The sequence below is a fragment of the Phytohabitans sp. LZ39 genome, assembly GCF_059359075.1.
In genome coordinates this window covers 210713-236510 of record NZ_JCADBM010000012.1, presented here as the reverse complement: position 1 = coordinate 236510, position 25798 = coordinate 210713, and the positions used below count along the sequence as shown (strand labels likewise).

Below are 25798 nucleotides of genomic sequence, written 5' to 3'. Positions count from 1 at the left end.
CCTGGGGGCGTCCTCGGCCTTTCGCGGCCCCTCCTCGGTCGTTCGTCGACCTTCCCCGGACAGATTTGCCCCGGTCCGCGTCACCTGCGGACCGCATGCTCCCGCGGGCACCGCTCCGGCCGGCGGCTCGCTAGCGCTCCCCGAGACCCCCGGCCTCCGCTGCCGGGCCCGCGCCGCAAGCCCACCACGCGCGGCGCCCGCGCCTGGCTTGAAGCGCCCGGGCGACCAGGACCGGCGATGATGCGGGCATCGGGCCGCGCGACCGCACCCGCCGCCTTGCGGCCTGCCCGGCCCCTTTTGGGTGAGTGTGGCCGGTGGGGGCGCCCGGTTATCGCGGAACTGACAGAAAGCAGGCGGACTACGTGGTCGAGCCGACGTGGCGCCTTCAGTCGCGGCACCAATCGTAAAGTCGGCCAGCCGGTGAATTGGTGGTAGCCGGCGCGAGAAGCACTGCGGCCCGGTCCTGAGACAAAGGGCGGCTTTGCCTGCTGTGGGCGATGGTGGGCGAAGCAGCGATCTCACCGGCATGGGTTTGTCCGGTGTGGACGCCGGCCCTCGAGACGGCTCGGCGTGGTCGCGGCTGTCGCCGTGCCCGGGGTGGGCGGGCTGGCCAGGGTGGGCGGCCTGTTGGCTGGTCGAGGTGTTTGCGCTCGGCGTCGCGTGTCTCTGCTGCTCGGGCGGGGTGGATGTCGGGGCTGCGGGCGACTGTCGAGTCGGGTCCGGTGGTCGGGTTTCGGACGGGCTCACCGCCCGTGCGGCAAAAGCGCTGTCGCGTAGGTGGCGCCGGCGGTGGCCGTGGCGCTGGATCAGACCCCAGGCGCGATGGCGCTCATGCTCGCGACGGAACTCGTCACGCTCGGGAGAATAGTTACGCGACGCGGTCCGATCCCGCATCTCGGCGAGCGCGGTCGAGGTGAACAACTGCAACTGCCGCATGGTCAATTGTCTCGCAGTGGTCGGGAAATTGCTGCCCCCAAACCGATGGTCGATCATGCCGGAAACCTTTTGCGCGACCGATCGGTGCGGCTGCCGATATGCCTAGAGTTTGGATATGCACGATAGCGGTGTTTCGCGAAAGGTCAAATGATGAATTGTCGAATCGCTCGGCGACGATCCGCCGATTACGGCCAGCGGCCACCGCGCTTCGGACCAGCCGAAAGAGCTCCACCCCAGGTGGTGGACATCGCCGCGGTCCGATCGGCGTCCCACACCGCCTGAGACATCCCACCCCCACGAGCCATCTAGCATGATCCCGAAGGGAAAAGGGGAATTCAGCGACGAAGCCACCTTGACTCCACAAGGCTCAAATGTCATGACGGGCTTGTAGTGCGGTGCGGTGCCAGCACGGCTTCCAGGTGCTCGCGCATCCAGTTGGCGAGGGTGTTTTCGCGGTGGATCGCCCAGCCGATCATCGAGCCGTGGTAGGTGGTCTCCACCAGCTTCGCGAGTTTCGCCACGTCGGTGCCGGGGCGCAGCTCGCCGGCGGCAAGAGCCGCGTCCAGGTCGCGCGCGACGCGGGCGCGGACGGTGCGCGCGCCGCGGAGGGTCTCGGCGTGAAAGGCGGGATCGGAGAGGTCGAGTTGGAGCATCGCGACCGAGTTGGTCATCTGCTCGGGCGTGGTGACCGGCTCGACGGCGTGCACCAGCCCGTCGACGATGCGCGTGAGCGGCGAGGTGGCCGTCGAGCGGTCCAGGGCGTCGACCCAGAGGTCAATCCCTCGTTTGTCGGCCGCGAGCAGGAGCTCGCGTTTGGTCCCGAAGCGCTGGACGAGCGTGGCGGCCGACAGGCCGACCTCCGCGGCGGCCGCGGCGAACGTCACGCGTGCCGGGCCGACGCGGTGGGCCAGGGCGAGGACGGCGTCCAGGACCGCCTCGTCGCTGATCGTGCGTGGACGCGGCATCAGGCGGACGCCGGCATCCCGCTGGTCAGCATCTCCTGGCGGGCTTCGAGGTCGACGGCGCCCCAGTCCGGTCGGGCGCCGTCGATGTCGACCAGGTCGTAGGCGCGCATGAGGTCCCACGAGCCGAGGCACTGACCGGCGAACCTGTCCCGGTCGGGGTCGGAGGCGAGCGCGGCAATCCCGCGACCGAGCAGGTGTGGCGTCTCGGAGTGGCTGAAGTAGGGCACCCGCTCGGCCGCCTCGCGCCAGGTCTGCTCCGTGACGCCGAAGTGGTCGAGCATCGCCTCCGACCGCAGGTATCCGGGTGTAACAGCCAAGGCCGTGACGCCGTGCGGCCGCAGCTCGTGCGCGAGCGCATGCCCCATGCGGGCGACGGCGGTCTTCACGAGGTCGTAAGCCATGTTTCCCCGGTAGGGCACGTCATACTTGCCGTCACCGACCTCGACGACAAGGCCACCCGCGCCCTCGAGCATGAGCGGGATCGCGAAGTGGCTCGTGATCAGGTGTGTCTCGACGCCGTTGCGCAGGACGTCGAGTGTCGCGTCGAGCGGATGCTGCCACAACGGCTTGTCCTGCACGAACGGGTCGCCGCCCCAGACGTCGTCGACGAGAATGTCGAGCCGGCCGTGGTCGCCGCGGATCCGCTCCACGAGCGCGCGGACGTCGTCCGCGTCGGTGTGGTCGCAGCGCACGGCGATCCCTTCACCGCCCGCCGCGGTGACGAGCTCGGCCGTGTCTTCGATCGTCTCCGGGCGGTTCATCGGTGAGCGCCCGGCCCGCGTGGAGCGCCCACTGCCGTAGACGGTGGCGCCGAGCGCGCCGAGCTCGATCGCGATCGCGCGGCCGCAGCCGCGGGTGGCGCCGGTGACCAGGGCTACCCGGCCAGCGAGAGAGTTAGGCATTCCACGACTATAAACGAACGTACGTTTACTAACAACCTAGGGCCGCATCACGCCCCCCGGCGATCCGCCCTGTGCCAGTGCCAGGTAGCCGTCCTCGAGCGTCGGCTCGAGGGGTTCGGCACCGGGCGCGGGTGGTGCCGCGGCGACCACCCGGTACCGCAACCCGCCCTCGGCCGGCAGCGCGGACACGACAGTCCCGGCGGTCGGCGCAGGCCCGGCCGTGACGACCGACCACACTCGACGGTCGGCGCGGCGGGTGAGGTCGTCGACCGTGCCGCGGAAGACCAGGCGCCCCTTCGCCAGCACTGCCAGCTCCCGGGAGGTCTGCGCGATGTCGTCGACGATGTGGGTGCTGAGCAGCACCGTGCGCTCGCCCGCGAGCTGGGACAGCAGCGTGCGAAACCTGATCCGCTCCTCCGGGTCGAGCCCGGCGGTCGGCTCGTCGACGATCAGCAGGCGCGGGTCGGCGAGCAGGGCCTGGGCGATGCCGACGCGGCGGCGCATCCCGCCCGAGTAGCCGCGCAGCCGGCGGTCGGCGTCGGCGGTGAGCGCCACCACCTCGAGCAGCTCACCCACGCGGCGCCGGCGGGTGGTGCGGTCGTCGATGCCCTTGAGCAGGCCCACGTAGTCGAGGAACTCGCGGGCGCTCAGGTCGGGGTAGACGCCGAGGTCCTGCGGCAGGTAGCCGAGCACCCGCTGCACCGACTGCCGGCCGGCGCGCGTCGTCACGTCGTACCCGCCGATCCGCACCTCTCCCGACGTGGGCCGCAACAGGCCGGCGAGGATCCGCATCAGCGTGGTCTTGCCGGCGCCGTTGGCGCCGAGTAGGCCGAACATGCCGGTCGGCACGAGCAGGTCCAGGCCGTCGAGGGCCGGCCCTTTGCCCTTGTACGTCTTCGTGAGGCCGGAAATCTCGATCCGCAAGGGACTCTCTCCTTATCGAGTGGTGCGGGCGCGCAGCGCGGGCGCGGCGGTGAGGACGAGGGTGGCGAGCGCGAGCAGCACGCCGATGGACAGCCAGGCGGTGGCGGCGGTGGCCTCGGGGCGCAGGAAGTTGAACATGGCGCCCGGCACCGGCCCGGCTATCTTCAGCCCGTCTTCCGGACTGGGGTAGCCGAACAGCGCCTGCGTCGGATAGCTGCCGATCGGCGTTATCACGGTCGACGAGAGCGTCGGGATCACGCCAGGGCTGACCGCGTTGCCCCAGAACCAGTACCCGACGAACAGCACACGGAACAGCGGCGCGGGAACGAGCAGCGGCACCACGAGCGCGAACGCGCCGACGAACAGCACCGCCGGCAGGATGACCAGCGCGAAGAGGCCGGCCGCCCAGGCGAGCGCGGCGGGCCGGCCGGACGTGGCGGCGTAGAGCGCCGCGAATCCAAAGTAGACGATCGCGGGCGGGATGGCCGCCGCCGCGCAGGCGCCGAGGTGCTTGCCGGCCAGCCGTCCCCCGGCGGAGGCGGGCGTGGCGTCGAGGATCGACGCGACACCGAGCCGGTCGTCGCGCACCAGGCGGTCGGCGAGGAAGCAGCCGTAGATGACCGGCAGGATCACGTTGACGAGCACGGCGGCGGAGGCCACCGTCTCCTTCACGTCCGGGTCGTGCAGCAGGTCGCCGAGGGTGCGGGCGCTGAGCAGGCCGATCAGTGCCACGACGACGCCGTTCGCGATCCACATCGACCGCTTGCGCACCTGCATCAGAAACTCGTACCGGAACGCCGCGGTCATTCCGCCTCCCCGCGCAGCAGCCGCTCGGAACGCCCGAGCAGCACCCAGCCGAGCACGCCGAGGGCGAGCGCGGTCGTGACGAGCGTGACGCGGTTGGCGGTCCAGTCCTCCGGCACCGCGCCGCGGGTGGTCGCGAAGAGGTACACCAGCCGGAACCAGTAGTGCTCCTGCAACCCGGCGAAGACCTGGTCGACGATCCAGACGGTGGCGACGAGACCGCCGGCCGCGGCCGGGCTGCGGAAGGCCGCGCCGCCCAGGAACCCCAGCCCGGCCAGCCACAGGGTGGGTGCGAGCCAGATGAGCTGGCCGCTGAGCACCCCGCGACTCTCCGGCCACCAGCCGGTCGCGAGGAGGCCGGCCACCAGGAGTACCGCGAGCAGGGCCGCCCAGCCGAAGGTGACCGCGAGCCGGCGCAGCAGCGTCGAGCGGTACGCGGTCGGCACGGTCAGCTGGAGCTCGACGGCCGGGTCGCGGCCGACCAGCGAGGCGGCGCCGACACCGGCGGCCAGCGGCAGGGCCATCTCCAGGGCGGCCACGAGGTTGCGGTCGGTGTCCGCGCCGCCGTCGAGCAGCGCGATGAGCACGAGGGCGGCGGTGGCAACGGGCGGGGTCAACAGCGCGGTCCAGCCCGCGCGCCGCACCTCGTACCGCCAGAGGTCGATTGGTCTCACACCGGGTGGGTAGCGCGGTGGCGCCGGATCGGTTCACCGCGGCCGGCGAGAAACACGGCGAGCGCGGTGAGCGCGGCGGCGGTCAGCACGGTGCCGGCGTTCGTCGCCCACACGAGGCGTACCGCGTCGAGCCCCCAGTCGGCGTCGTCGAGGAAGCCGCCGGCCAGCACCCGCAGCGACCACAGCACGACCGCCACGCCGGCCGCGACGTCGGCGCCGAGCCACACGGCCAGCACGAGACTCAGCGCGGACAGCAGCGCCATCGGCCCGAGCCACGCGTCGACGAGCGCGAACACGCCACCCGGATCGCCGCCCAGCACGGCGAGCACCCCCGAGGCGGCGAGCGCGAGCACCAGGTCGTACCCGAAGACCAGCGCGATCCGGCTGAGCAGGATGAGCGCGGGGGCGGTGGGCGTGGCGGCGACAACCTCGAACGCCGGATCGCGGCGCGGCCCGTACAGACCGGCGATGCCGAGCGCGGCCACGACCGGCGCGACGAGGGCGAACACCTGCCCGGTCAGGCCCGGCGGGGACGCCGCGGCCAGCGCCACGCCGAGCGCCATCACCAGCGCGGAGGCGATCGGGACCGCCGGCCGCACCAGCCGCGCCTCGGCCCGCAGCAAAGCGAGGGAAAACCAGGCCGGTCGCCGGGTGGCCGGCGGCGGCCCATCCAGGGCGCTGCGCAGCAACACGCGGTGGACAAGCTCCGGGCCGGGCGGGTCCTCCCCGGTCCCCGCCAGGGCACGCCAGGCCGCCACGTCCGCGCGGCAGGTGGCGCACTCGGCGAGGTGGGCCTCGTGTGCCGCGCGTTCCGCCGGAGGTAGCGCGCCGGTGACGTACTCGAGGTTCATTTCGGCACCTCCTGGGTGGCGAGCGTGCGGGCCAGCGCGGCCCGGGCGTGGTGCAGCCGGCTCTTGACCGTGCCGACCGGCACGCCGAGGACGGCGGCCGCCTCGGCCAGCGGCAGGCCGGCGACGAAGACCAGCGCGACGACGTCCCGCTGGTGGTCCGGCAGGTCGCCGACCGCGCCCGCGAGCGGGCTGCCGCCGGCGGCCGCGATCGCCAGATCCTCCGGCCCGGGCGCCGGATCCGGCCGGTCGACCGCCTCGAACGGCGCCGGCGGCGGCTGGCCGCGCAGGCGGTAGTACGCCTGCCGGCGGGCGATGCCGAAGAGCCAGGTCGAGACGGCCGACGCACCCGCGTACCCGCCCGCCGCGCGCCATACCGCCAGCATCGTGTCCTGAAGGATCTCCTCCGCGACCATCCGGTCACCGGCCAGGCGCAGCAGGTAGCCGAAGAGGCGGCCGGCATACGCCTGGTACAGCCGCGCCAGAGCGCCGCCGTCACCCCGCGCCACCAGCGCCAGCAGCGCCGCGTCGTCGTCCATCACTGGTTGGTAGCACCCGGCGGGCGGAAAGGTTCACGCGTTCAAAGCGACCTCTCAGCTATCCGGTGAAGCCGGACTGAAGCAGCGCCGTGCTTGGATGCCGACCATGACGAAGCCTGCCAGGCTGACCGGCCGCTGGCCGACGGCGCTGGCGATCGTCACGGTGGCGTTCGCGATCGGTCTGATGGCGATGGTCGACAACGAGGCCGAGCTATTTGGCCCGAGCGTCGCGCTGATGGCCGGCATCTACATGCTGGCGTACGCGATCGGCCGCCCGTGGACCGGCTGGCTGGCGTTTCCGATCCTCAGCACCGTGATGTCGGTGCTGCACGTGCTCAACGACCTGGACGTGTCGTGGGCCAACCCGTTCGTCGGCATCGTGGTGGTCGTGGCGGTGCTCTGGCTGCTGGCGGTCGCGCGCCGCCGGTTCACCGACGTCGACACGTTCTCGCTGCAAACCGCCGGCATGCTCGCCTTCGGGATCATCACGCTGATCTGCGCCGCGGTCGCACCCCGCCTCGGCGCGGCGGTGGCCGGCCTCGGCTTCCTCGCGCACGGCCTGTGGGACGCCTACCACTTCAAGGTGAACAAGGTCGTACACCGCTCCTGGTCGGAGTACTGCGCCGTAATCGACATCCCGACAGGGATAGCGCTGATCGTCGTCGCACTGCTCTAGCAGGCACCGTTTTCCCAAGAGGCAGATTTGCCCACGTCCGCGCCAGCTGAAGACCGTATGCTCCCGCGGGCCGCCGGCTCCGCGGTTCCAGAGCAAACCCTTTGCCTCCGGCGGGAGCGCTCCGGGCCCATCGGGATGGCAGGGGTGCGCACGGCCTCTTTCCGCACGGCGTCGGATTGTCCACAATGTCACTTGCCGGGTCGGCCATGAGGCGCCTCAGCGGGTCGTTGCCCTCGTGAGAGCCGGGCGGGGCAGGGGTGAGGCGGGACCAGCGGCGGACGGGTGAGGCCGCGGGAGCAACGGCATGGACCACGGCGCACATCGCGGTAGCTCAAATCTTTATCTAAATGAGGGATCAGAGGTCGAAAGCGCGACAAAACGTTCATAGCGGGTTGATCTACCCAGAACGCGATGCTGACTCCGAAGGTGGGTGGCTACTCGCGGGCGGCGACCAGGCGGATTGGCGGTGTGCGGGTGGCGGAGAGTGTGGTGAGCACGCTCGCCGCGGCCACGATGACGGTGGCGCCGAGGGCGACCAGGCCGAGGAGTGCCCACGGTGGGCTGGCCGCGCTGATCCCGATCATGTCCTTGATCGCGTAGGCGATGCCGATCACCGTGCCGGCCGCGGCCAGCGTGCCGAGCAGCAGGCCGATGGCTACGACGCCCAGTGCTTCGGCCAGGGCGGCGCGTACCACCTGCGCGCGGGTGAGGCCGGTGACGCGGGCCGCCGCGAACTCGCCGCGGCGGTCGGAGGCGGAGATCACGACCGCGTTGACCATCGCGATGACCGTGTAGAGCATCGCCATGCCGAGTAGGGCGACCATGACGTCGATGCTCTGGCGCTGCTGCTCGTCGGCGTACGTCTCGATCCACTGCCCGGCGGTGCTCACCTGGCCGAGACCGGCGAGCCGCGTGGCGACGGTCTGCGGGTCGGCCGCCCGCACGGTGTACCGCCGGGGGCCGCCGTCCGGCATCAGGTCGGGCGGGAGCAGGAAGAACGGCCCGGCGAGCGTGTCCGGCAGCAGCGCGACGATCCGCAGCTTGTCGGGCCCGCCGTCGATCCGCACCGGGATCGTGTCGCCGACCCGGTAGTGCGTCTCGGGCGAATAGCTGGGGCTGACCGCGATCGTGGCGCCGCGCAGGTCGGTGAGGCTGCCCGCGGTCGGCACCAGGCGGTGGGTGCGGGCGTACGCGGCCGGGTCGACGGCGACCGCGTCGACGCCCTCGTAGGTGACCTCGCCGTCCCCGTAGTCGAAGCCCATGTCGAAGAGCAGCGGCGCCTCCTCGGAGACCGCGTCGACGCCTGGCACGGCGGCTACCTGGTCGCGGACCGGGCGGTCGGCGTCGACTACCAGATCGGCACGGAGGTCTCGGGCGACCTCCTGGCGGCTGGCTTCGGTGATCGTGGACATCGTGCCGGCCATGCCCACCACGAACGCGACGAGCACCATGATCGGGGCGGCCGTCGAGGCGCTGCGCCGTACGCCGGCGCGCAGGTTGGCGTGTGCGAGCACCCCGAGCCGGCCCCGGAAGAGCAGCCCGAACGGCCAGCTCACCAGCGGCACGACCAGCGGGGCGAACGCGGTGAAGGCGATCACCAGCGTGAAGCTCACGAAGATGGACAGCGGCAGCGCCGCCTCGCCGCCCAGCGTGGGCACCAGGATGAGCAGCGCGATGCTGCCGGTGAGGAAGAACGTGCCGAAGACCCACCGGGACGCCGTCATCACCCGGGCCGCGCCGCCGACGTCGCGGAGCGCCTCCAACGGCCGCACCTTGGCCGCCCGCCGGGACGCCGCCAGCACGCCGAGCACGGCGATGCCGATGCCGGTGCCCGCGGAAACGTAGACGATCCAGGACCGCCACTCCCCCGCGAAGCCCGCGGGCACGAAGCCGAAGCTGTTGAGCATCGAGGCGTGCAGCCGCATCACCGGCAGGCCGACGAGCACGCCGAGGGCGGAGCCGAGCGTGCCGAGCAGCAGTGCCTCGCCGACCAGCAGCGTGCGCACCTGCCGCCGGCCGGCACCGGTCAGCCGCAGCAGCGCCAGGTCGCGGCGGCGCTGCGCGACGGTGAAGGCGAACGTCGAGCTGACGATGAAGATCGCGACGAACGCGGCGAGCCCCATCGTCATGCCGAGCAGCGCGACCGCCCCGTCGTAGCCGTCGGCCAGCTCGCGGGCCTCGGCGGCGCTGAGGCCGGGCGGGATCTTCGCGGTGGCCGCCGAGACGAGGGTCAGCAGCGACGACTGGACGAGTGCGACGCCGAGGCAGACCGTGACGATCGCGCCGACGAAGACCTGCCAGCGGTCGCGAAACGTGCTCCACGACATGCGCAGCATGACCTACTCCTCCCACCGGGCGAGCAGGTCGGCGACCTGGCGGGTGGTGGGCCGCTCCAGCCGGTCGACCACCCGCCCGTCGCCGAGGAAGACCACCCGGTCGGCGCTCGCCGCGGCGGCCGGGTCGTGGGTGACCATGACGATCGTCTGGCCGCCGTTGTCGACCATCGCCCGCAGCAGGCCCAGCACCGTGCGCGCCGACTTGGTGTCGAGCGCACCGGTGGGCTCGTCGGCGAAGAGCACCGCCGGGCGGGTCACCATCGCCCGCGCGATCGCCACGCGCTGCTGCTGGCCGCCGGAAAGCTCACCGGGGCGGTGCCGCGCGCGGTCGGCCAGGCCCACCGACGCCAGCACGTCGCGCACGACCCGCCGGGGCGGCCGCTGGCCGGCCAGGCGCAGCGGCATCGCCACGTTTTGCTCGGCGGTGAGCGAGCCGATCAGGTTGAAGCTCTGGAAGACGAAGCCCATCACGGTGCGGCGCAGCCGGGTGAGCTCGGCGTCGGAGGCGTCGGTGATGTCGCGCCCGGCGACCCGCACCCGCCCGGACGTGACCTTCTCCAGACCGGCGGCGCAGTGCAGCAGCGTCGACTTGCCGGAGCCGGACGGCCCCATCACCGCGGTCCACGAGCCGGCCGGGAAGGCGATGTCTACATTGTCCAGTGCGCGCACGGCGGCGCTCCGCGTCCCGTACACCCGGGACACGCCGCTGAGCTCGACCGCCTCGGCCACGAGCTGTTGCGTGATATGGGTTTCCACGTACACCATTGCAGCCGGCATCGAGCGGCGGCACAGTAACGCCAACGGGCCTCTTGAAGGTAGGGCTAGCTAGACCTTCGCCACATCGCGGGCGCGGGCGTGGGCTGCCCGCCGGCCGGGGTCGGCGTCGGCGACCGCCAGGTTGGGGCGGAAGTAGATCTCCTCGATGTCGGTGATGCCGGCCCAGCGCAGCCAGCCACCGAAGAACGGGACCTGGAAGTCGGCGCCGAACGAGGGCGGGCGCCCGTCGCCGTACACCGCGCTGGTGTAGACCACCGTGGCCTTCTTCCCCACCAGCAGCCCGGTGTAGCCGTGCTCCGGGTGGAACGAGAACACCATCCCGGGCTGGCTCACCACGTCGATGAACTGCTTGAGGATGTAGGGCACGCCCGAGTTCCACATCGGGACGCTGAAGAGGTAGCGGTCGGCGGCGGCGAAGCGGGCGAACGTCTCCTTGGCCAGCCGCCACGCGACGGCCTGGTCGCCCTCCGGGTCGGCGCCGGCGAAGACCGCCATCTTCGCCGCGGCCGCGTCCGGACCGAACGGCGGCAGGGCACCCTCGTCCCACAGGTTCCAGGTCTCGACCGCGTCGCCCGGGTGGCTTTCCCGGTAAACCTCCAGGAAGGTCTCCGCGATGGCGAGCGACTCGGACGCGGCGCCGCGGGGCGACGCGGAGATGTGCAAAAGGCTGGTCATGGCGCATCCTCCACGGAATTGGACTACAGTCCGGTTATGGCTCCAGACGCTACCGGACCACGGTCCGCTTCCACCAGCGGTGCCGACGAGCTGCTCGTGTTGCGCTCGTCACCGCCCCGCGAGCGCGCGGACGCCGCCCGCAACCGGGTCGCCGTGCTCGACGCGGCCGCCGCGCTCTTCCGCGAGCACGGCGTGGCGGCGGTGTCGATGGACGCGATCGCCGCGGCCGCCGGCGTGGGCAAGGGCACGCTCTTCCGGCGGTTCGGCGACAAGGCCGGGCTCGCCGTGGCCCTGCTGGACGCGCGCGAGCGGGAGCTCCAGGACGCGATCCTGTTCGGCGCGGCCCCACTCGGTCCCGCGGAGCCCACTTCCGGCAAGCGGCTCGTCGCGTTCGTCGACGCCTACGTCACGTACGCCCTCGACCACCTCGACCTGCTCCGCGTGTCGGAGACCGGGTCGCCCGGCGCGCGCTACCGGATCGGGGCCTACCGCTTCTGGCACCGCCACGTCGCGCTGCTGCTCGCCCACCGCGCCGACCCGGACGCCGACGCCCACACCCTGCTCGCCCCGCTCGCCGCCGAACACCTCCGCGCCGTCGTGGCCGACCTCGGCGCTGATCGGGTACGTGGCACGATGCGCTCTCTCGTTCGCGACCTGGTTTGACTAGAATCGATGTCCATGCGGCCACTGTGGACGCGGCGCGCGGTGCTGCGGTCGAGTGGGGTAATCGGCGCCGGGCTGCCACTGTCCGGCGGCGGGCCGTCCGTGCCGGGCGAGGCGACGATGTTCGGCTGGATCCGCACGATCTACGAGCGCGGCATCCGCCGCCCCGGCTACCCCGCCGACATCTGGGTGGAGCGGTGGATCGCCGGCCAGTTCCGGCGGTTCGGCCTGGAGCGCGTGCGCCTCGAGCCGGTGACCGCCCAACGCTGGCGCCCACACCGCTGGTCGCTGCGCGCCACCCCGCCGGACGGGCCGGCCCGAGAGCTCGACTGCTACCCGGTGCCGTACGCGGCGCCGGCCGCCGGGCTCGACCTGGAGCTGGCGCCCTTCGGCGCCGCCGTGGCGGGCAAGGCGTCCCTCTACGACGTGCGCCTCCTCCGCCTCCCCGCCGACCTCGGGTTGGGCGCGGTCCAGCCGCAGCGGGTCGTCGACCCCGAGGGCACGCTCGCCGGCGCGGAGCACGTGCTGCCGTTCGGGCCCGAGCTGCTCTCGGTGATGGAGCCGTCGATCGCGGCCGGCGCGGCGGCGTTCATCGGCGCGCTGCCCGGCTACCCGGGCGACTCCCACCACTACTTCGTGCCGTACGACGCGGTGGCGCGGCCGATCCCCGGCGTGTGGATCAGCGGCAGCGACGGGCAGTGGCTGCGCGACCGGCTCGCGACCGGGCCGGTGCGGGTGCGGCTGACCACGGTCACGACCGTCGACCCGGTCACCACCCACAACGTGGTCGGCGAGCTGCCCGGGGCCGACGACGACCTCGTGATCGTCGGCTCGCACCACGACGGTCCCTGGTCGTCGGCCGTCGAAGACGCCAGCGGCATCGCGCTCGTGCTGGCCCAGGCCCGCCACTGGGCGTCCCGGCCGCGACGGGAGCGGCCCCACCGCCTGGTGTTCCTGCTGCACGCCGCGCACGTGGCGGGCTTCACGGGCCAGCTCGGCTTCATCGCCGCCCACCGCGCCGAGCTCGACCGCACGGTGCTGGAGCTGCACCTGGAGCACGCGGCCCGCGAGTTCGCCGAGCGCCACGGCGCCGTGGTGCCGACCGGGCTGCCGGTGCCGCGGTGGTTCTTCACCAGCGCGGTGCCGGCGCTGGAGGCCGAGGTGCGCGCCGCGCTCGTCGCCGAGGGCGTGCACCGGTCGCTGATCCTGCCGCCGACGGCGCTGGGCGAGCGCCCGCCCACCGACGCCGCCTTCTACTACTCGGCGGGTGTGCCGATCGTCAACTTCCTGGCCGCGCCGTGGTATCTGCTCGACAAGGCGGACACGCTCGACAAGGTCGACCGTGCCGGGCTGGTGCCGCTCACCCGCGCGGCCGCCCGCATCGTGGCGGCCACCCGGGGCGTCTCCCCCGCCGACTGGCGCGGCATCATCGGTAGATGAGCGGCCGATCTCTCTTCCTGCACGCGCCCCATCGCCGGATGCCCCACGCGGTGCTGCGCCGCATGCTCGACCATGTCGACCCCGACACCCCGCCCGACGGCGAGCGCGGCCCGGTGGCCCAGCTGGAGCGGCGCCTGGCCGACCTGCTCGGCAAGGAGGCGGCGCTCTTCTTCCCCAGCGGCACGATGGCCCAGCAGACCGTGCTGCGCGTCCACGCCGAGCGGCGCGGGCGCTGGTCGTTCGCCGCGCACCCGCAGTGCCACCTCGACGTGTGGGAGGAGCGCGGCTACGCCGTGGTGCACGGGCTGCGCATGCACGCGGCTGGCGACCGCCACCGGCTGATGACCGGCGCCGACCTGGCGGCCATCGGCGCACCACTCGCCGCGGTCGTCTGGGAGCTGCCGCAGCGCGACATCGGCGGCCTGCTGCCGGAGTGGGACGACCTCACCGCGCAGGTCGCCGCGGTACGCGAACGCGGTGCCGCGGCCCACCTCGACGGCGCCCGGATCTGGGAGGCGCAGACGTACTACAAGCGCCCGCTGGACGAGATCGCCGCACCCTTCGACTCCGTCTACGTGTCCCTCTACAAAGGACTCCAAGGGGTCCGCGGCGCGGTGCTCGCCGCCGACGCGGAGACGCTCGCCGAGGCGGCCGTCTGGCGGCAGCGGCTGGGCGGCGGCATCCGCGACGCCTGGCCGCTGGCCCTGGCCGCGCTCGTGGGGCTCGACGAGCTGCCGGACCGGATGCCCGCCTTCCGCGACCACGCGATCGCGATCGCCCGCGCCATCAACGCGGACGGCGCCGCGCTCGCGCTGCCGGACCCGCCGCAGACCCCGATCTTCCACGTGCACCTGCCCGCGTCGCAGGCGGACGTCGACCGGGCCGGGGCGGAGATGGTGGCCGAACGCGGCATGTACGTCTTCGGCCGCACCCGCTCCTCGCCCGACCCCACCCGGTGCGGTTTCGAGGTCAGCGTCGGCGACAACGCCATGGACTTCACGCCGGACGAGGTGGTGGCGCTCATCCACGAGCTTCTGGAGCGCGCGGCGCGACCCTAGTTCGCTGGAGCGCGCGGCACGATCCTGAGTGAGCGGTCAGCCAGCCCGATCCGCAGGCGCTGGCCCCAGGCGAGCACCAGATGGTCGGTCTCCAGCCCGTCGGCGAAGACGACGAGCCGCTCCGACTCGCTGGTCAGCTCCAGCCGCTCCGGGCCGGACAGGTTGCCCTGGGTGAGGGTGGTCCCGGTCGCGCGTGAGGGCCAGGCCTCGCGGACGAACCAGCAGAGCTCCGTTTCCGTCGGCTCGGGCAGGTCGGGCACGTACGCCAGCGGCCGGGCGATCGAGGCGCACCACCCGGTCGCGCCGGTGCCCGTGCCGACCACGACGCCGGAGGAGGACTGGCGCTCGACCGCGCCGTCAGCCGTGCCGAGCACGTAGCGGGCCGACTGGTGGCTCGGGTGTCCGATGTAGACCTCGTTCAGCCCGTACAGCCGCTGGCCGTCGTCGAGCTCGGCGACCACCATCGTCCGCCGCTCGGTGTGCAGCTCGCGCCGCAGCAGCGCGGCCACGGCGGCCGGGGCGTGCTGCACCAGCACGCCGGGGTTGCGCTCCGGCTCCGGGTCGACGCCGACGACCGGCTGCCCGTCGAGGTACTTGGCGACGTTGGCGACCAGCCCGTCCTGGCCGACCGCGAGCACGATGTCTTCCGGCCCGAAGATGAACCGCGGCAGGTCGTCGCGGTCGACGTGCCCCCGACGCCAGTCGGCCGGGACGGCCGCGCCGACCGTGGTCAGCGCGGCCGCCTGCGCGTCGTGCCGCCGCCGCACCTCGGCGAGGTCGCGGCCGCGCTGCCGGAGGAAGTAGCCGGCGGCGCCGAGCGTGCCGTGGCGGGCCAGCAGCTCGTCGAGCTCACTGCGCCGGGTCACGGTCACGACCCGGGGTGGCAGGGTCATCACGCGGCTCCGTTGGACAGCCTGCCGACGAGCTTGGTCACCACGTCGGGCGTGATGGTCAGCTCGCCGATCTGCGGCAGCTGGCCGGCCAGCTTTTCCAGCGCGAGCGCGTAGAGCACCGACTCGGGGACATCGCGGTAGGCGGCCAGCCGGGCGGTCTCCGCCTCCGCCGAGGCGAGCCCGACCGCGCGCACACCGTCGGCCCGCGCCTGCTCGCGCGCCCGCTCGGACTCGGCGGCAAGCCGGGCCCGGTCGGTCTGCCCCTGGCTGGTGACGAGCTTCGCCGCGGACTCCAGCTCGGCCGCCCGGCGGTCGTTGGCGCCGCGCTGCTCGACGAGTTGCTGCTCGCGGCGAGCAAGCTCGATCTTGTTTTGCAGCTCGTTTTCCGCGATGGCCCGCTCCTGCTCGACCGCGACCGCGCGGCGGGCGTAGGTGGCCCGGTCGGCCTCCTGCTGCACCGCCTCCCGGGTCGGGGTCTGCAACGCCCGCTCGACCTCCGGCTCCGGCCGGATCGCCACCACCCGCGACGAGACCACGCTCGCACCGATCTCGGTGAGCCGCTGGTCACCGGCGAGGGCCGTGGCCACCGCCTCGCGGACCGTCGCGATGCCGGCCAGCGCCTCGGTGAGCGGCACCCGCGCCAGCAGGTCGAGGGCCGGCTGCTGGGCCAGCTCGGCCAGCAGCGTGGCCACCTGGTCGAGCGGCTGACCGCGCCACCCGCCCCGGAGCGGGTCGATGGAGAAGTCGAGCCGGCTCGCGGCGAGGGCCGGATCGCTCATCCGGTAGGTCACCGTGGCCTGCACGGTCACGTCGGCGAAGTCGGCCGTGCGGGCGTGGAAGAGCAGCGGCAGCTCGCGGTCGTCCACCGGCACCTCGGAGAGCACCGCGTGCAGCGGCCGGTACCAGAACGAGGTGCCCACGCCCTCGTGCCGCACCCGCCCGCGGACGACATGCCGCACATAAGCTGTCGGCGCCCCGCGCAGGTGCCGCAGGAACAGTCTCCTCGTGATGTCGGCCATCCCGACTCCTCCCTCATTTTCGTCGCCATGACGATAACGACTCGAAGGTCTTTTCGTCAAGGCGGCGATAAGGCGCTGGCCGGGTCCCTCCCCGGGGGGGGTGGGGAGGAACCCGGCCAGCTGTCTTCGGGGGAGTTAGCTCCAGTAGGCGGCGACGGTCTTGGCCGCCATCGACTCCCACTGCGCGTACGCGAACGGGAACGCCGACACCTGCACCGCCTGCGCGGCGTCGGTCAGCGGCATGTTCCGCCACCCGTCCACGTTCTTCAGACCGGACAGGAACGCCGCGGTCGAGTACGCCGGATCGGTGACCTGCTCAGGCGTACCCCAACCGACCGACGGACGCTGCTGGAACAGTCCCAGCGAGTCGTGGTCGTTCAGGTCACCCAGATGACCCAGGTTCTCCAACTTGGACTCCTGCAACGCTGTGGCGATCGCCACAACCGCCGCACGCTCGTCCATTCCGGCCTTCTTCGTCGCCGCGATGATCGCCTTCGCGTTACCGACCTGCTCATCGCTGAGCACCAGGTACGACTGCCGACCCTGCACGCCGTGCGGAGTCAGCGACTCCACCGTCGGCTTACCCGACGTCGTGTACGCCACCGACGTCATCTCCGGCGCGGCCGGTGCGGCCATCGCCGCCGCGGACGGACCGAGCAGGGCACCACCGGCGAAGGCGAAACCCGCGAACGCGGTCACCGTCTTACGCAGCATCGTGTTCACGCTCTTCTCCAATCCAGGGGGGAACGCGCGCACCATTGCGGTGGCACGAAAAAGGGGGAAACTCTGGCGCCGGTTGGTCAACGACCCGACCCGGCCCGCCATTCCAACAAATCCGGCCCGTTTCGAGCCCCGCCATCGGGGTCATTCGTGAGCCGCCTGTTCAACGACACCCGGGTGCCGGCCATTCCGGCCGAGCCACCGGACATCGGGCGCACCGCGCACACAAGCGGCGATGCGTGACGTGACTCCGGTCAGCCACGCAAGGTGAGGCGGAAGACGGCTCCGTCGCCGGCTGGGCCGGGTGAGGTCACTGTGACGGCGCCGCCGTGTGCCTGGGCGATCTGGCTGGCGATCGGGAGCCCGAGGCCGGTGCCCGCCTCGCCGCCGCCCGCCTCGCCGGTGCCCGCCTCGCCGCCGCGCCAGAAGCGCTCGAATATGTGCTCCAGCTGCCCGGCGGGGATACCGGGGCCGTGGTCGACGACGGTCACCGACACCAGCCGATCCGGCGCGCGTCCTACGTGGACGTCCACTGTCGAGCCCGAGGGCGCGTGGCGGATCGCGTTGTCGAGAAGGTTGGAGACGGCGCGCCGTACCGTCGGCTCGTCCACCTGGCACACGACGGAAGGCGGGCCGCCGACGGCGATGTCCACGCCCCGGGCCGTCGCCAGCACGCCGGCCTCCTCGACGAGAGCGCGCACGACGGCCGCGAGGTCGACCGCCCGCCGGTCGAGCGTGCGGGCCCGGCCGCGCGCGTCGACCAGCAGTTCCTCGATTGTCCGCTGTAGACGGTCGGCGGCCGCCTTGGCGCGTTCCAGGCCCTGGCGATAGACCTCGACGGTGGGCGTGGGGTGGGCGAGCAGCACCTCGGCGTTCGTCATCAGCACGGCGAGCGGCACGCGCAGTTCGTGGCTGGTCTCCTCGACGAGGCGGCGCTGGGTCTCGGCGGCCGCCTCCAGGCGGTCGAGCATCGCGTCGAAGCTCGCGGCGAGCGCGGTGACCTCGACCGGCCCGCGTTCCAGGCCGATGCGGCGGCTCAGGTCGGTGGCCTCGATGTCCTCGGCGACCGCGCGCACCCGGTGCAGCGGCCGCACCGCGCGGCCAGCCCACCACCAGGCGAGCAGGGCGGCGACCGGGCCGAGCGCGAGCAACGTGGCGAGCGGCCAGCCGGAGAGGTGGCGGGTCGACGTCACCGGCTCGCCGGTGTCCACTGTGACCTCGGTGTCGGTCGCCAGGATCACGCCGAAGAGCAGCAGCGCCGGCAGGTAGATGGCGAGGAAGCCGAGAGTCGCCAGGCGCACCCGCAGCGACCGCCACCCCCGCCTCACGGCTCGGCCCTCAGCTGGTAGCCGGCGCCGGGGAGGGTGACGATCAGCGCCGGCTCGCCGAGCTTGCGGCGCAGGCGGCTGAGGATCACGCGGACCGAGGCGGTGAACGGGTTGGCGTGCGCGTCCCACACGTGTTCCAGCAACTCCTCCGCGGAGAGTACGCGTCCGGGATGGTGCATGAAGTAGCGCAGGAGGGAGTACTCGCGCGCGGTCAGCACCAGCGGGACGCCGGCCCGCCACGCGCGGTGCGTGGCGAGGTCGAGGAGCAGGTCGCCGACCTGGAGTGTGGTGCCGTGCTCGTCGGCGCGGCGGGCCAGCGCGCGGAGGCGGGCGGTGAGCTCGCTGAAGTGGAAGGGCTTGACGAGGTAGTCGTCCGCGCCCGCGTCGAGCCCGGCGACCCGGTCGGCGACGCCGTCCCGCGCGGTGAGCACGAGCAGCCGCCGCGGGCGGTGCAGGTCGGGGTCGCGGCCGAGGCGGCGCACCAGGTCGAGCCCGTCCCCGTCGGGCAGGCCGAGGTCGACGCAGGCGACGTCGTACGCGGTCGTCCGGAGGTGTTCCTCCGCGCCGCCGCTGGTGCCGGCGACGTCGACCGCGTACGACTCGTTGCGCAGCCCGAGGGCGACGACCTCGGCGAGGTCCGGGTCGTCTTCCACGAGGAGTACGCGCACGCTCAGCCGGTCCGCTCGGCGGTCACCGCTCCGGCCGGACCGGTGAGGGTCATGCGACGGCCGGCGAACGCGATCGTCACGGGCACCGGCCGGTCCGGCCGGTAGCTGCCGCCGCCGGACGGGACCAGGTCCAGTGACGGCGCGTCCGTGGGCAGCTCGGCCGCCCCGACGCCGCCCGCCTCGTCCAGCGCGTACCAGCCGAGGATCGGCCGGCCGCCGGTCGTGATCGTCACGTACGTACGCAGCTCGCCGTCGGCGACGACCGTGCCGGCGACCGAGACGGAGTCCAGCGGCCCGATGTCGGACTCCAAGGCCTCCACCTCCTTGCGCCCCTCCTTCGTCTTCCCGGCCAGCAGCTCGCGCACCTGGTTCTCGTGGTGGCGGAGGTCCTCTGTGGACACGTCCGCGGGTGGCGGGAAGAGCGCGGCCACCGCGTCGGTCCCGGTCGGGGTCGCGGTCAGGTGGTCGGCACGGACGGCGACCTGGAACGACCCGCCGGTACCCAGCTTGTACGTGCCGGCGGCACTCGCCAGGTCGCCGCCGCCGGCCCGCGCGCTCGGGGTGGGCAACGGCTCGCCCTTGGCCAGCGCCGGGCCGATCGTCTCGAGGAGCCGCTCGGCGGAGAGCTTCGGCTTGTTCGAGGCCATCGCGATCGTGCGCCGCTGGCCGGGGAGCCACACGACGACCGCGTTGTGCCCGATGTCGCCGCCACCGCCGGCGGTGGCGAGGAACGGCACGCCGAAACGCGACGCGTCGAACGCCACCCAGCCGGGCGCCTCGCCCCGCCCCTCGCCCAGATCGCGCCCCGGCTTGGCGATCGCCGCGGCCGAACCGGCGGACACCACCTTGCCGGTGAAGAGCGCGTGTGTCCAGGTGGCGAGGTCCTTCATCGTCATCGCGAGGCCGCCGTTGCCCTCGAACGCCCAGTACGGGCCGGCGAAGTCGCCGCGCGCACCGGTGCCGCCGCCCTCCATGTAACCGACCGCGCGCGGCCCCGGCGCCGCCGGTTGCCCGCTCCAGAAGCCACCCGCGCGGCCGCCGCCGGGCAGCGGAAGGATGTGCGACACCATGTAGTCCCGATAGTTGGTACCTGACACCTTGTCGATGATCAGGGCCAACAGAGTGTAACCAGCGTTGGAGTACAGGTAGCGCTCGCCGGGCTTGCCGGCCAGGTCCAGCTCGTCGATTCTCGCGATGGCGGCCTCCCGGCTCAGCGGCTCGGAGTCGTTGGCGTGGGTGCCGTGCAGTCCGCTGGTGTGCAGCAGCAGCTGCCGCACGGTGGCCTCCCGCACCGGGCCGCGCAGATCCGGCAGGAGCGCGCCGGCGCGGTCGTCCAGCGCCAGCCGGCGGTCGTCGAGGAGGTGGTAGACGGCCGCGGCCGTGAACGCCTTGGTGACCGAGCCGATGTCGAAGACCGTCTCCGGTTTGTTGGACGTCGCGGTCGCGTCGTCCGCCGAGCCGTACGCGGCAAGGCAGTCGAACCGCTCCCCCGTCGCGACCGCGACCGAACCGCTGAAGCCGGCACCCGCCCACGCGCCGAGCGCCGCGTCCAGCTCGCGCGGGCAGGCACTCGCGGACCGCGGCGGGGGCCCGTTGTCGTCTTCCGTGCACGCGGCCGGCACGAGGAGCGCCGCCGCGGTCAGGATCGTCACGTACCTCTTCATGCCGGCGAAGCTAGGAGCGGCGTCGTGAACCTGTTGTAAACGCGGCTCCGACCAGCGCGAGCACCGCGCCGAGGATCAGCACGGCGTCGGCGCGATATGCGGAGAAGCCGCCGCTCTGCCCACACCGCCTCCTCCGGCCGGTCCTCTTCTGATCGCGGGCGCGGGCTCACGCCGCCCTGGGGTGGAAGGCGCCCAGCTCGTCCGCGCCCTTCTGGACGACCAGGTAGCTGGACTCGGGCACCGGCTGCCAGGCGCCGTCGAGCTCGGCGATCGGCTCGGAGACGACGACCCGCGTCTCGTCGGACACCCGCTGGAAGACTTCGTTGTCCGGGTAGAGCTGGCGCAGCGCGGAGATCTCGGTGCTGAACGAGAGCGACCTGCTGTTGCGCTCGCTGGAGTACCGGAAGGACCACAGCCGGTCGCCGTCGGTCGCCGCCACCGTCATCTGCATCGGCGCGGCGACGCCGTGCGTCCGGCCCACCGACTCGACGAAGCCCACCATCCGCTCCACCGCGGGGACCGGCTCGTCCCGCAGGCCGAAGGTGAGCGCGAGGTAGAACATCACCTCCGAGTCCGTCGAACCGGCGATGTTGGGGTACAGGGCGGGGTCGACCGCGAACACGAGGTCGCGCTTGAGCTTCGCGAAGTCGCGGATCACTCCATTGTGGAGCCACATCCAGCGCCCCTCGCGGAAGGGGTGGCAGTTGGTCTGCTGCACCGGCGTCCCCGTGCTCGCCCGGATGTGTGCCAGGAAGAGCGGCGAGGAGATCGCGTGGGCCAGCTCGCGCAGGTTGGGGTCGCCCCAGGCCGGGCCGGTGCCGCGGAAGAGCGCCGGCGTGGGCGGACCGTCCACTCCGTACCATCCGACGCCGAACCCGTCGCCGTTGGTCGTCTCCACCCCGAACCGGGCGTGCAGGCTCTGGTCGATGAGCGAGTGCCGCGGCCTGTACAGCAGCTCTTCGAGCAGGATCGGTGTTCCCGAGTAGGCCAGCCAGCGACACATCGTCGCTCTCCTTCCCTCAAACCCCGGTGACGACCGGGACGCGGCCCGCGCCGGCGGCCTCGGCGAGAGCGGCGTGGTCGCGCTCGCTCTGGTCGGCGTACCGCTCGCCGAACTCCAGCAGGGCCCGGTCGAACGTCTCGCCGTCGCCGAGGTAGGCCGCGATCGCCATCCGGTCGCCGGTACGCGCGTGGGCGCGGGCCAGCACCCACCCGCACAGGTCGCCGTACGACCGCATGGTGTCCGGATCCATGCCTTCGATGACGGCCGTCTGCTTCCAGTCGCGCAGCTGGCGCACGTAGAAGTCGCGCACCTGGCCGTCGACGCCCTCGGCGGTCTGCCAGCCGAGGAAGATGTCGCTGACCGCCTGCATGAGCCGCTGCCCGGCGACCACCCGCTCACCGCAGTGCCGCACGCAGGGCAACGCGCCACTGTCCATGATGTACGGCGCGACCACGGAGGGCTGCGCCTCCTTCACCTGGAGCAGCAGCGGGTCGCCGTCGTCGCGGCCGCGCAGCAGCACGATCCAGCAGCGGGTGCCGACGCTGCCCACGCCGACGACCTTGCGGGCCATGTCGACGAACTCGAACGCGTCGAGCAGGTGCCGCCGGGCGGCCGGCAGGCTCCGCCGGTATCCGCGCAGAAGGCCACGAATCTGCTCCTCCAGGAGCTTGCGCTCGATGTCCGGCAGCAGGTCCTGCATGGGCACGACCAGCGGCGGGTCGGCGAGGATCCGCCGCTGGCCGCCCACGAGGCCGGTGAGCTTGCGCAGGGCCTGCATGCTGTCGCGGGTGCGTGCCCGCGCCTCGGCCCGCTCGAACTTCCGGCGGGTGGCCTTGGTCATCCCCGCGGCGTTGACCCGCCGCACCCGGTCGGCGTCGGCCCGCGCGTACCAGACGGCCAGCTCACCCATCTCCGCGAAGGCGGTCATCGCCCGCCGGTAGCCGGCCACGGTGGCGAGGACGGTCGCGGCCCGCTGCTTGCGGCCGAACCCGTTGTCGCGGCCGGCGATGACAAAGCTCGCGGCGAGCCGCTTGACGTCCCACTCCCACGGCCCGGGAAACGTCTCGTCGAAGTCGTTGATGTCGAAGACGAGGTTGCGCTCCGGCGACGCGTACGCCCCGAAGTTGGACAGATGGGCGTCACCGCACAGCTGGGTGACGAAGCCGGACACCGGGGTCGAAGCCAGGTCACCCGCCATCACAGCGGCCGCGCCCCGGTAGAACGTGAACGGCGAGACGAGCATCCGCCCGTACCGGATCGGCACGAGCTCCGGCAGGCGGGTGGTGTCCTGTGCCGCGAGCACGGCGAGCGGGTCGAGGCGATCGGGGCCCGGCCGCCACTCGGCGTGGCTGGCGAGCGGCACCCGCTTTCGGGCGGCACGGCCCATCTTGGCCCGCGCTTTCGGATCGCGCCGACCCTCGCCGCCCGCCCATCCGAGCGGCAGGAGATCCACGGTGCTGGCTGTCACGGTTGACCCCCGCTTCGACACCGATCATGTGATCGTATAGCGGCCGGTCTCCCGCGGAAACACGAACGGGCGAAGGGCTGGCCACGCCGAGGGCCAGCCCTTCACCACCTACCTCCCCTATCCTCCGGCGGTGTACAGCTGCGCCACCTCGGCCGCGGAGAGCGCGCGGTCGTAGACCCGCACCTGGTCGACCGCGCCGCGCCAGAAGTCGACGGGATTGCCGTTGTACTTGCCGCGGCCGATGACCGTGTTGCCGCTCGACGAGGCACCCAGGCAGGAGTTGGCGGTGCCGGCCTTCTGCCCGTCGACGTAGAGCGTCAGCGAACCGGTGCCCATGTCGCGCACGCCCGCGAGGTGGTACCACCGGCCGGTCTCCGGCGCGGTGGGCGCGAGCGCCCGGACGCCCGCGAAGCTGAACGCGAAGCGGTTGTCGGCCCCCGAGTACTGGAGGAAGAACGCGCTGTGCGGGTCGCCGTCCTGGCTCACCGCGGTGGCGAAGCCGCCGAGGCTGTCGAGCTTGACCCACGCCGAGGTCGTGTAGTTGCCGGTCGTCTGGAGGATCGGGGCGCCGGTGTCCACGTACTGGTTGGCGCCGTTGAACTGGAGCGCGCTCCCGCTCCTACCCGGTGTCCACGTTGGACCGTTCACGAGCGTGCCGTCGTGGTCGCCGGCCGCGTCCGCCGTCACCGTGCCGCTGCCCTCGTCCATCGGCCAGTAGCCGACGCCGGTGAGGCCGGGCGTGCCGGGTGGTGGCGCCGGCACGTTCGCGCCGGTGCCGTCGACCGACCGGATGATCGCCTGGTTGACGTCGTGTACCCGCCCGAAGTCCATCTTCGCGACCCGGCGGTCGTACGTGTAGAAGCCGTTGACCTCGTGTTCCACGTCGGTGATCTGGGTGTAGACGCCACCGGAGAGGCCACACCGGTTGGCGATCGTGAGCAGGTTGCGCTGGTTCTGGACGTAGGCCGCGGTGAGCGCGGCGCTGTCCGGGAGGAGCGCACCGTACCCGTGGCCCTCGCCGAACCACATGTGCCCGTCGACCTCCATGCCGAAGCCGCCGTGCTCGCCGTCGACGGCCACCCGGTCGCCGCTCGGCACCGGGGACGCGGGGCCGTGGTACTCGTGGAAGTCGACGATGTCGCCGCGACCGGAGTCGCCGTGCGAGTTGCAGCAGTTGACTCCACTGTGGGCGTTGACCAGGCGGCTCGGGTCCTGCGCGCCGACCTCGTCGGCGATGCGCCCGGTAGCGACCCGGTCCCACTCGCCCCAGCCCTCGTTGAACGGCACCCACACGGTGATGGACGTCCAGCTGCGGTGCTCTTCGACCATCTCGTGCAGCTGCCGCTCGAACTCCTGGCGCGCGTCCTCGGGCGGTGTCCCGCCGGTGCGCATGGACGGCATGTCCTGCCACACCATCAGCCCGAGCTTGTCGGCCCAGTAGTACCAGCGGTCGGGCTCCACCTTGATGTGCTTGCGCACCGTGTTGAAGCCGAGTCGCTTGTGCTCGGCCAGGTCGAAGCGGAGCGCCTCGTCGGTGGGCGCGGTGTGTATGCCGTCCGGCCAGAACCCCTGGTCCAGTGTGGACATGTTGAAGAGGATCTCGCCGTTCAGCGTCATGTACGGCTTGCCGTCGGCGCCCTTCTTCGTGCCGACCTCGCGCATGCCGAAGTACGAGGTGACGAGGTCGACCCGCTGGTTGCCGTCGAAGAGCTTGACGGTGAGGTCGTAGAGGAACGGCGAGTCGGGCGACCACAGCTTGGGGTTGCGCACCGGCAGGCGCAGCTCGGCGCCGGCGGGCCCGCTGACCCGGCCAAAGACCTTGCCGCCGGAGGAGGCGACCGCCTCGACGGTGAGGCCGTCGCCACCCTCGGCCAGCGCGGTGAGCCTGAGGCTGCCGTCGCCGACGTCGGGGGTCATCCGCAGCCGCTCGATGTGGCCGGCCGCCACCGGCTCCATCCACACGCTCTGCCAGATGCCCGAGGAGGAGGTGTAGAAGATCCCCCGGTCCGGCACATTGCGCTGCTTGCCGACCGGCTGCCAGGTCTGGTCGGTCAGGTCGGTGACGCCGACGACGAGCTCCTGCTGGCCGGTGGGGCGCAGGGCGTCGGTGACGTCGACGCTGAACGCGTCGTAGCCGCCGCGGTGGGTGGCGACCCGCGTGCCGTTGACCCACACCGTGGCGTCGTAGTCGACGGCGCCGAAGTTGAGCCGCAGCCGCTGCTCGCCACCGACCTGCCAGCGGGTCGGCACGCGGAAGGTCCGCTTGTACCACATCCGGTCTTCGCGTCGCTGGATGCCGGAGAGCGCGGACTCGATCGGGTAGGGCACGAGAACGCGCTCACTGAGCTCCTCGCCGAACGGCGGCGCCTCACCCTCGGCCGCGCCGGCGAACTGCCACACCCCGTTGAGGCTCTGCCAGCGGCTGCGGACGAGCTGGGGGCGCGGGTACTCGGGAAGTGCGTTGTCCGGGCCGACCTCGGCGGTCCACGGCGTGCTTATCGGGGGTGTGCCCGGCTGCCACTCGGCGGGTGCGGCGCCGGCGTTGGCCACACCGGGCGCGCTGGCGGCCGCGGCGACCAGGCTCGTCAGAGCGGTCAATGCGACGGTGCGTCTCATGGGACCCAACCAAGCACTCAGCCCGATCAAAGTCAATATCAACCGGTCACATTCGGTCTCCGATCCGATCAAAACCGGTCTCGGCGGCGCTCACCCGCCGCAGCCCGGCGGCGGAGTCCGATCAGATCCGTTCATTGACAAACGTCCACGCGAATAGTAAAGGTTCCTCTCAGAGAGCGCTCTCGCTCCTGGGGAGGTATCC

23 protein-coding genes are annotated in these 25798 nt (G+C 72.4%); 4 read left to right on the top strand and 19 right to left on the bottom strand.

Annotated elements, in window-relative coordinates; all coding sequences use genetic code 11:
• Nucleotides 1–1310: 1310 nt before the first annotated feature.
• From AC5L36_RS23750 to AC5L36_RS23720, 7 genes are read right to left on the bottom strand one after another with little or no spacing between them, the layout of a single operon-like run.
• Nucleotides 1311–1901, bottom strand: a complete 591-nt coding sequence (locus tag AC5L36_RS23750) for a TetR/AcrR family transcriptional regulator (protein ID WP_441219641.1) — start codon at nt 1899–1901, stop codon at nt 1311–1313.
• A complete protein-coding gene (locus AC5L36_RS23745) occupies nt 1901–2803 on the bottom strand; it encodes an SDR family oxidoreductase (protein WP_441219639.1) in 903 nt (300 codons plus the stop codon). Before AC5L36_RS23745 ends, AC5L36_RS23750 begins: the two co-directional genes overlap by 1 nt.
• Before the next feature lie 36 nt (nt 2804–2839).
• Nucleotides 2840–3727, bottom strand: coding sequence for an ATP-binding cassette domain-containing protein (locus AC5L36_RS23740; RefSeq protein ID WP_441219637.1), 888 nt, complete (start codon nt 3725–3727; stop codon nt 2840–2842).
• Nucleotides 3728–3739: 12 nt separating this feature from the next.
• Nucleotides 3740–4534, bottom strand: coding sequence for a hypothetical protein (locus tag AC5L36_RS23735; RefSeq protein ID WP_441219635.1), 795 nt, complete (start codon nt 4532–4534; stop codon nt 3740–3742).
• Nucleotides 4531–5205, bottom strand: coding sequence for a hypothetical protein (locus AC5L36_RS23730; RefSeq protein WP_441219633.1), 675 nt, complete (start codon nt 5203–5205; stop codon nt 4531–4533). Before AC5L36_RS23730 ends, AC5L36_RS23735 begins: the two co-directional genes overlap by 4 nt.
• On the bottom strand, nt 5202–6056 hold the full coding sequence (locus AC5L36_RS23725) for a hypothetical protein (RefSeq protein ID WP_441219631.1): 855 nt from the start codon (nt 6054–6056) through the stop codon (nt 5202–5204). The genes AC5L36_RS23730 and AC5L36_RS23725 overlap by 4 nt, the downstream gene beginning before the upstream one ends.
• Nucleotides 6053–6592 carry an RNA polymerase sigma factor gene (locus AC5L36_RS23720; RefSeq protein ID WP_441219629.1) on the bottom strand — a complete coding sequence of 180 codons (540 nt, stop codon included), beginning with the start codon at nt 6590–6592 and terminating at the stop codon, nt 6053–6055. Before AC5L36_RS23720 ends, AC5L36_RS23725 begins: the two co-directional genes overlap by 4 nt.
• A 106-nt stretch (nt 6593–6698) precedes the next feature.
• Between AC5L36_RS23720 and AC5L36_RS23715 the strand changes: the two genes are divergently transcribed.
• Nucleotides 6699–7268, top strand: a complete 570-nt coding sequence (locus AC5L36_RS23715; protein ID WP_441219627.1) for a hypothetical protein — start codon at nt 6699–6701, stop codon at nt 7266–7268.
• A gap of 434 nt (nt 7269–7702) precedes the next feature.
• On the opposite strand, the gene AC5L36_RS23710 is transcribed toward AC5L36_RS23715, so the two are convergent.
• Genes AC5L36_RS23710 through AC5L36_RS23700 form a run of 3 tightly spaced genes read right to left on the bottom strand, consistent with a single transcriptional unit; the run spans nt 7703 to nt 11056 of the window.
• Nucleotides 7703–9604 (bottom strand): FtsX-like permease family protein, encoded by a 1902-nt coding sequence (locus AC5L36_RS23710; RefSeq protein WP_441219625.1) that lies wholly within the window; start codon nt 9602–9604, stop codon nt 7703–7705.
• Between the two features lie 3 nt (nt 9605–9607).
• A complete protein-coding gene (locus AC5L36_RS23705; protein WP_441219623.1) occupies nt 9608–10369 on the bottom strand; it encodes an ABC transporter ATP-binding protein in 762 nt (253 codons plus the stop codon).
• Between the two features lie 60 nt (nt 10370–10429).
• Nucleotides 10430–11056, bottom strand: coding sequence for an FMN-dependent NADH-azoreductase (locus AC5L36_RS23700; protein WP_441219621.1), 627 nt, complete (start codon nt 11054–11056; stop codon nt 10430–10432).
• A 36-nt stretch (nt 11057–11092) separates the two neighbouring features.
• Here AC5L36_RS23700 and AC5L36_RS23695 point away from each other — a divergent pair, with 36 nt between their 5' ends.
• From AC5L36_RS23695 to AC5L36_RS23685, 3 genes are read left to right on the top strand one after another with little or no spacing between them, the layout of a single operon-like run.
• Nucleotides 11093–11719: a TetR/AcrR family transcriptional regulator gene (locus AC5L36_RS23695; RefSeq protein WP_441219619.1), complete on the top strand. Its 627-nt coding sequence runs from the start codon at nt 11093–11095 to the stop codon at nt 11717–11719.
• 15 nt (nt 11720–11734) lie between these two features.
• Nucleotides 11735–13159, top strand: coding sequence for a M28 family peptidase (locus AC5L36_RS23690; protein ID WP_441219617.1), 1425 nt, complete (start codon nt 11735–11737; stop codon nt 13157–13159).
• Nucleotides 13156–14217, top strand: coding sequence for a threonine aldolase family protein (locus tag AC5L36_RS23685; protein WP_441219615.1), 1062 nt, complete (start codon nt 13156–13158; stop codon nt 14215–14217). The genes AC5L36_RS23690 and AC5L36_RS23685 overlap by 4 nt, the downstream gene beginning before the upstream one ends.
• Here AC5L36_RS23685 and AC5L36_RS23680 read toward each other — a convergent pair.
• The 9 genes from AC5L36_RS23680 to AC5L36_RS23640 all read right to left on the bottom strand — a co-directional run bounded on the left by AC5L36_RS23680 (nt 14214) and on the right by AC5L36_RS23640 (nt 25596).
• Nucleotides 14214–15110: a hypothetical protein gene (locus tag AC5L36_RS23680; protein ID WP_441219614.1), complete on the bottom strand. Its 897-nt coding sequence runs from the start codon at nt 15108–15110 to the stop codon at nt 14214–14216. The two genes, AC5L36_RS23685 and AC5L36_RS23680, sit on opposite strands and share 4 nt — an antisense overlap.
• Entirely contained in the window at nt 15110–16129 is a 1020-nt protein-coding gene (locus AC5L36_RS23675; protein WP_441219612.1) for an SPFH domain-containing protein, read from the bottom strand. The genes AC5L36_RS23680 and AC5L36_RS23675 overlap by 1 nt, the downstream gene beginning before the upstream one ends.
• Before the next feature lie 135 nt (nt 16130–16264).
• Nucleotides 16265–16852 carry a hypothetical protein gene (locus AC5L36_RS23670; RefSeq protein ID WP_441219611.1) on the bottom strand — a complete coding sequence of 196 codons (588 nt, stop codon included), beginning with the start codon at nt 16850–16852 and terminating at the stop codon, nt 16265–16267.
• 251 nt (nt 16853–17103) lie between these two features.
• Complete coding sequence (locus AC5L36_RS23665; RefSeq protein WP_441219609.1) at nt 17104–18177, bottom strand: HAMP domain-containing sensor histidine kinase; 1074 nt, start codon at nt 18175–18177, stop codon at nt 17104–17106.
• Complete coding sequence (locus AC5L36_RS23660) at nt 18174–18845, bottom strand: response regulator transcription factor (protein WP_441219607.1); 672 nt, start codon at nt 18843–18845, stop codon at nt 18174–18176. The genes AC5L36_RS23665 and AC5L36_RS23660 overlap by 4 nt, the downstream gene beginning before the upstream one ends.
• Before the next feature lie 2 nt (nt 18846–18847).
• Nucleotides 18848–20509 (bottom strand): serine hydrolase domain-containing protein, encoded by a 1662-nt coding sequence (locus AC5L36_RS23655; RefSeq protein WP_441219605.1) that lies wholly within the window; start codon nt 20507–20509, stop codon nt 18848–18850.
• Nucleotides 20510–20675: 166 nt separating this feature from the next.
• Nucleotides 20676–21512 carry a class II glutamine amidotransferase gene (locus AC5L36_RS23650; protein ID WP_441219604.1) on the bottom strand — a complete coding sequence of 279 codons (837 nt, stop codon included), beginning with the start codon at nt 21510–21512 and terminating at the stop codon, nt 20676–20678.
• Between the two features lie 16 nt (nt 21513–21528).
• Nucleotides 21529–22980, bottom strand: a complete 1452-nt coding sequence (locus tag AC5L36_RS23645) for a DUF2252 domain-containing protein (protein WP_441219602.1) — start codon at nt 22978–22980, stop codon at nt 21529–21531.
• A gap of 117 nt (nt 22981–23097) precedes the next feature.
• Nucleotides 23098–25596, bottom strand: a complete 2499-nt coding sequence (locus AC5L36_RS23640; protein WP_441219600.1) for a LamG-like jellyroll fold domain-containing protein — start codon at nt 25594–25596, stop codon at nt 23098–23100.
• Between the last annotated feature and the right edge of the window lie 202 nt (nt 25597–25798).

Coding starts and splice junctions, on each gene's coding strand:
- AC5L36_RS23750 (WP_441219641.1), bottom strand. CDS start 1,901: ATGCCGCGTCCACGCACGATCAGCGACGAGGCGGTCCTGGACGCCGTC.
- AC5L36_RS23745 (WP_441219639.1), bottom strand. CDS start 2,803: ATGCCTAACTCTCTCGCTGGCCGGGTAGCCCTGGTCACCGGCGCCACC.
- AC5L36_RS23735 (WP_441219635.1), bottom strand. CDS start 4,534: ATGACCGCGGCGTTCCGGTACGAGTTTCTGATGCAGGTGCGCAAGCGG.
- AC5L36_RS23725 (WP_441219631.1), bottom strand. CDS start 6,056: ATGAACCTCGAGTACGTCACCGGCGCGCTACCTCCGGCGGAACGCGCG.
- AC5L36_RS23720 (WP_441219629.1), bottom strand. CDS start 6,592: ATGGACGACGACGCGGCGCTGCTGGCGCTGGTGGCGCGGGGTGACGGC.
- AC5L36_RS23715 (WP_441219627.1), top strand. CDS start 6,699: ATGACGAAGCCTGCCAGGCTGACCGGCCGCTGGCCGACGGCGCTGGCG.
- AC5L36_RS23710 (WP_441219625.1), bottom strand. CDS start 9,604: ATGCTGCGCATGTCGTGGAGCACGTTTCGCGACCGCTGGCAGGTCTTC.
- AC5L36_RS23705 (WP_441219623.1), bottom strand. CDS start 10,369: ATGGTGTACGTGGAAACCCATATCACGCAACAGCTCGTGGCCGAGGCG.
- AC5L36_RS23700 (WP_441219621.1), bottom strand. CDS start 11,056: ATGACCAGCCTTTTGCACATCTCCGCGTCGCCCCGCGGCGCCGCGTCC.
- AC5L36_RS23695 (WP_441219619.1), top strand. CDS start 11,093: ATGGCTCCAGACGCTACCGGACCACGGTCCGCTTCCACCAGCGGTGCC.
- AC5L36_RS23690 (WP_441219617.1), top strand. CDS start 11,735: ATGCGGCCACTGTGGACGCGGCGCGCGGTGCTGCGGTCGAGTGGGGTA.
- AC5L36_RS23685 (WP_441219615.1), top strand. CDS start 13,156: ATGAGCGGCCGATCTCTCTTCCTGCACGCGCCCCATCGCCGGATGCCC.
- AC5L36_RS23680 (WP_441219614.1), bottom strand. CDS start 15,110: ATGACCCTGCCACCCCGGGTCGTGACCGTGACCCGGCGCAGTGAGCTC.
- AC5L36_RS23675 (WP_441219612.1), bottom strand. CDS start 16,129: ATGGCCGACATCACGAGGAGACTGTTCCTGCGGCACCTGCGCGGGGCG.
- AC5L36_RS23655 (WP_441219605.1), bottom strand. CDS start 20,509: ATGAAGAGGTACGTGACGATCCTGACCGCGGCGGCGCTCCTCGTGCCG.
- AC5L36_RS23650 (WP_441219604.1), bottom strand. CDS start 21,512: ATGTGTCGCTGGCTGGCCTACTCGGGAACACCGATCCTGCTCGAAGAG.
- AC5L36_RS23640 (WP_441219600.1), bottom strand. CDS start 25,596: ATGAGACGCACCGTCGCATTGACCGCTCTGACGAGCCTGGTCGCCGCG.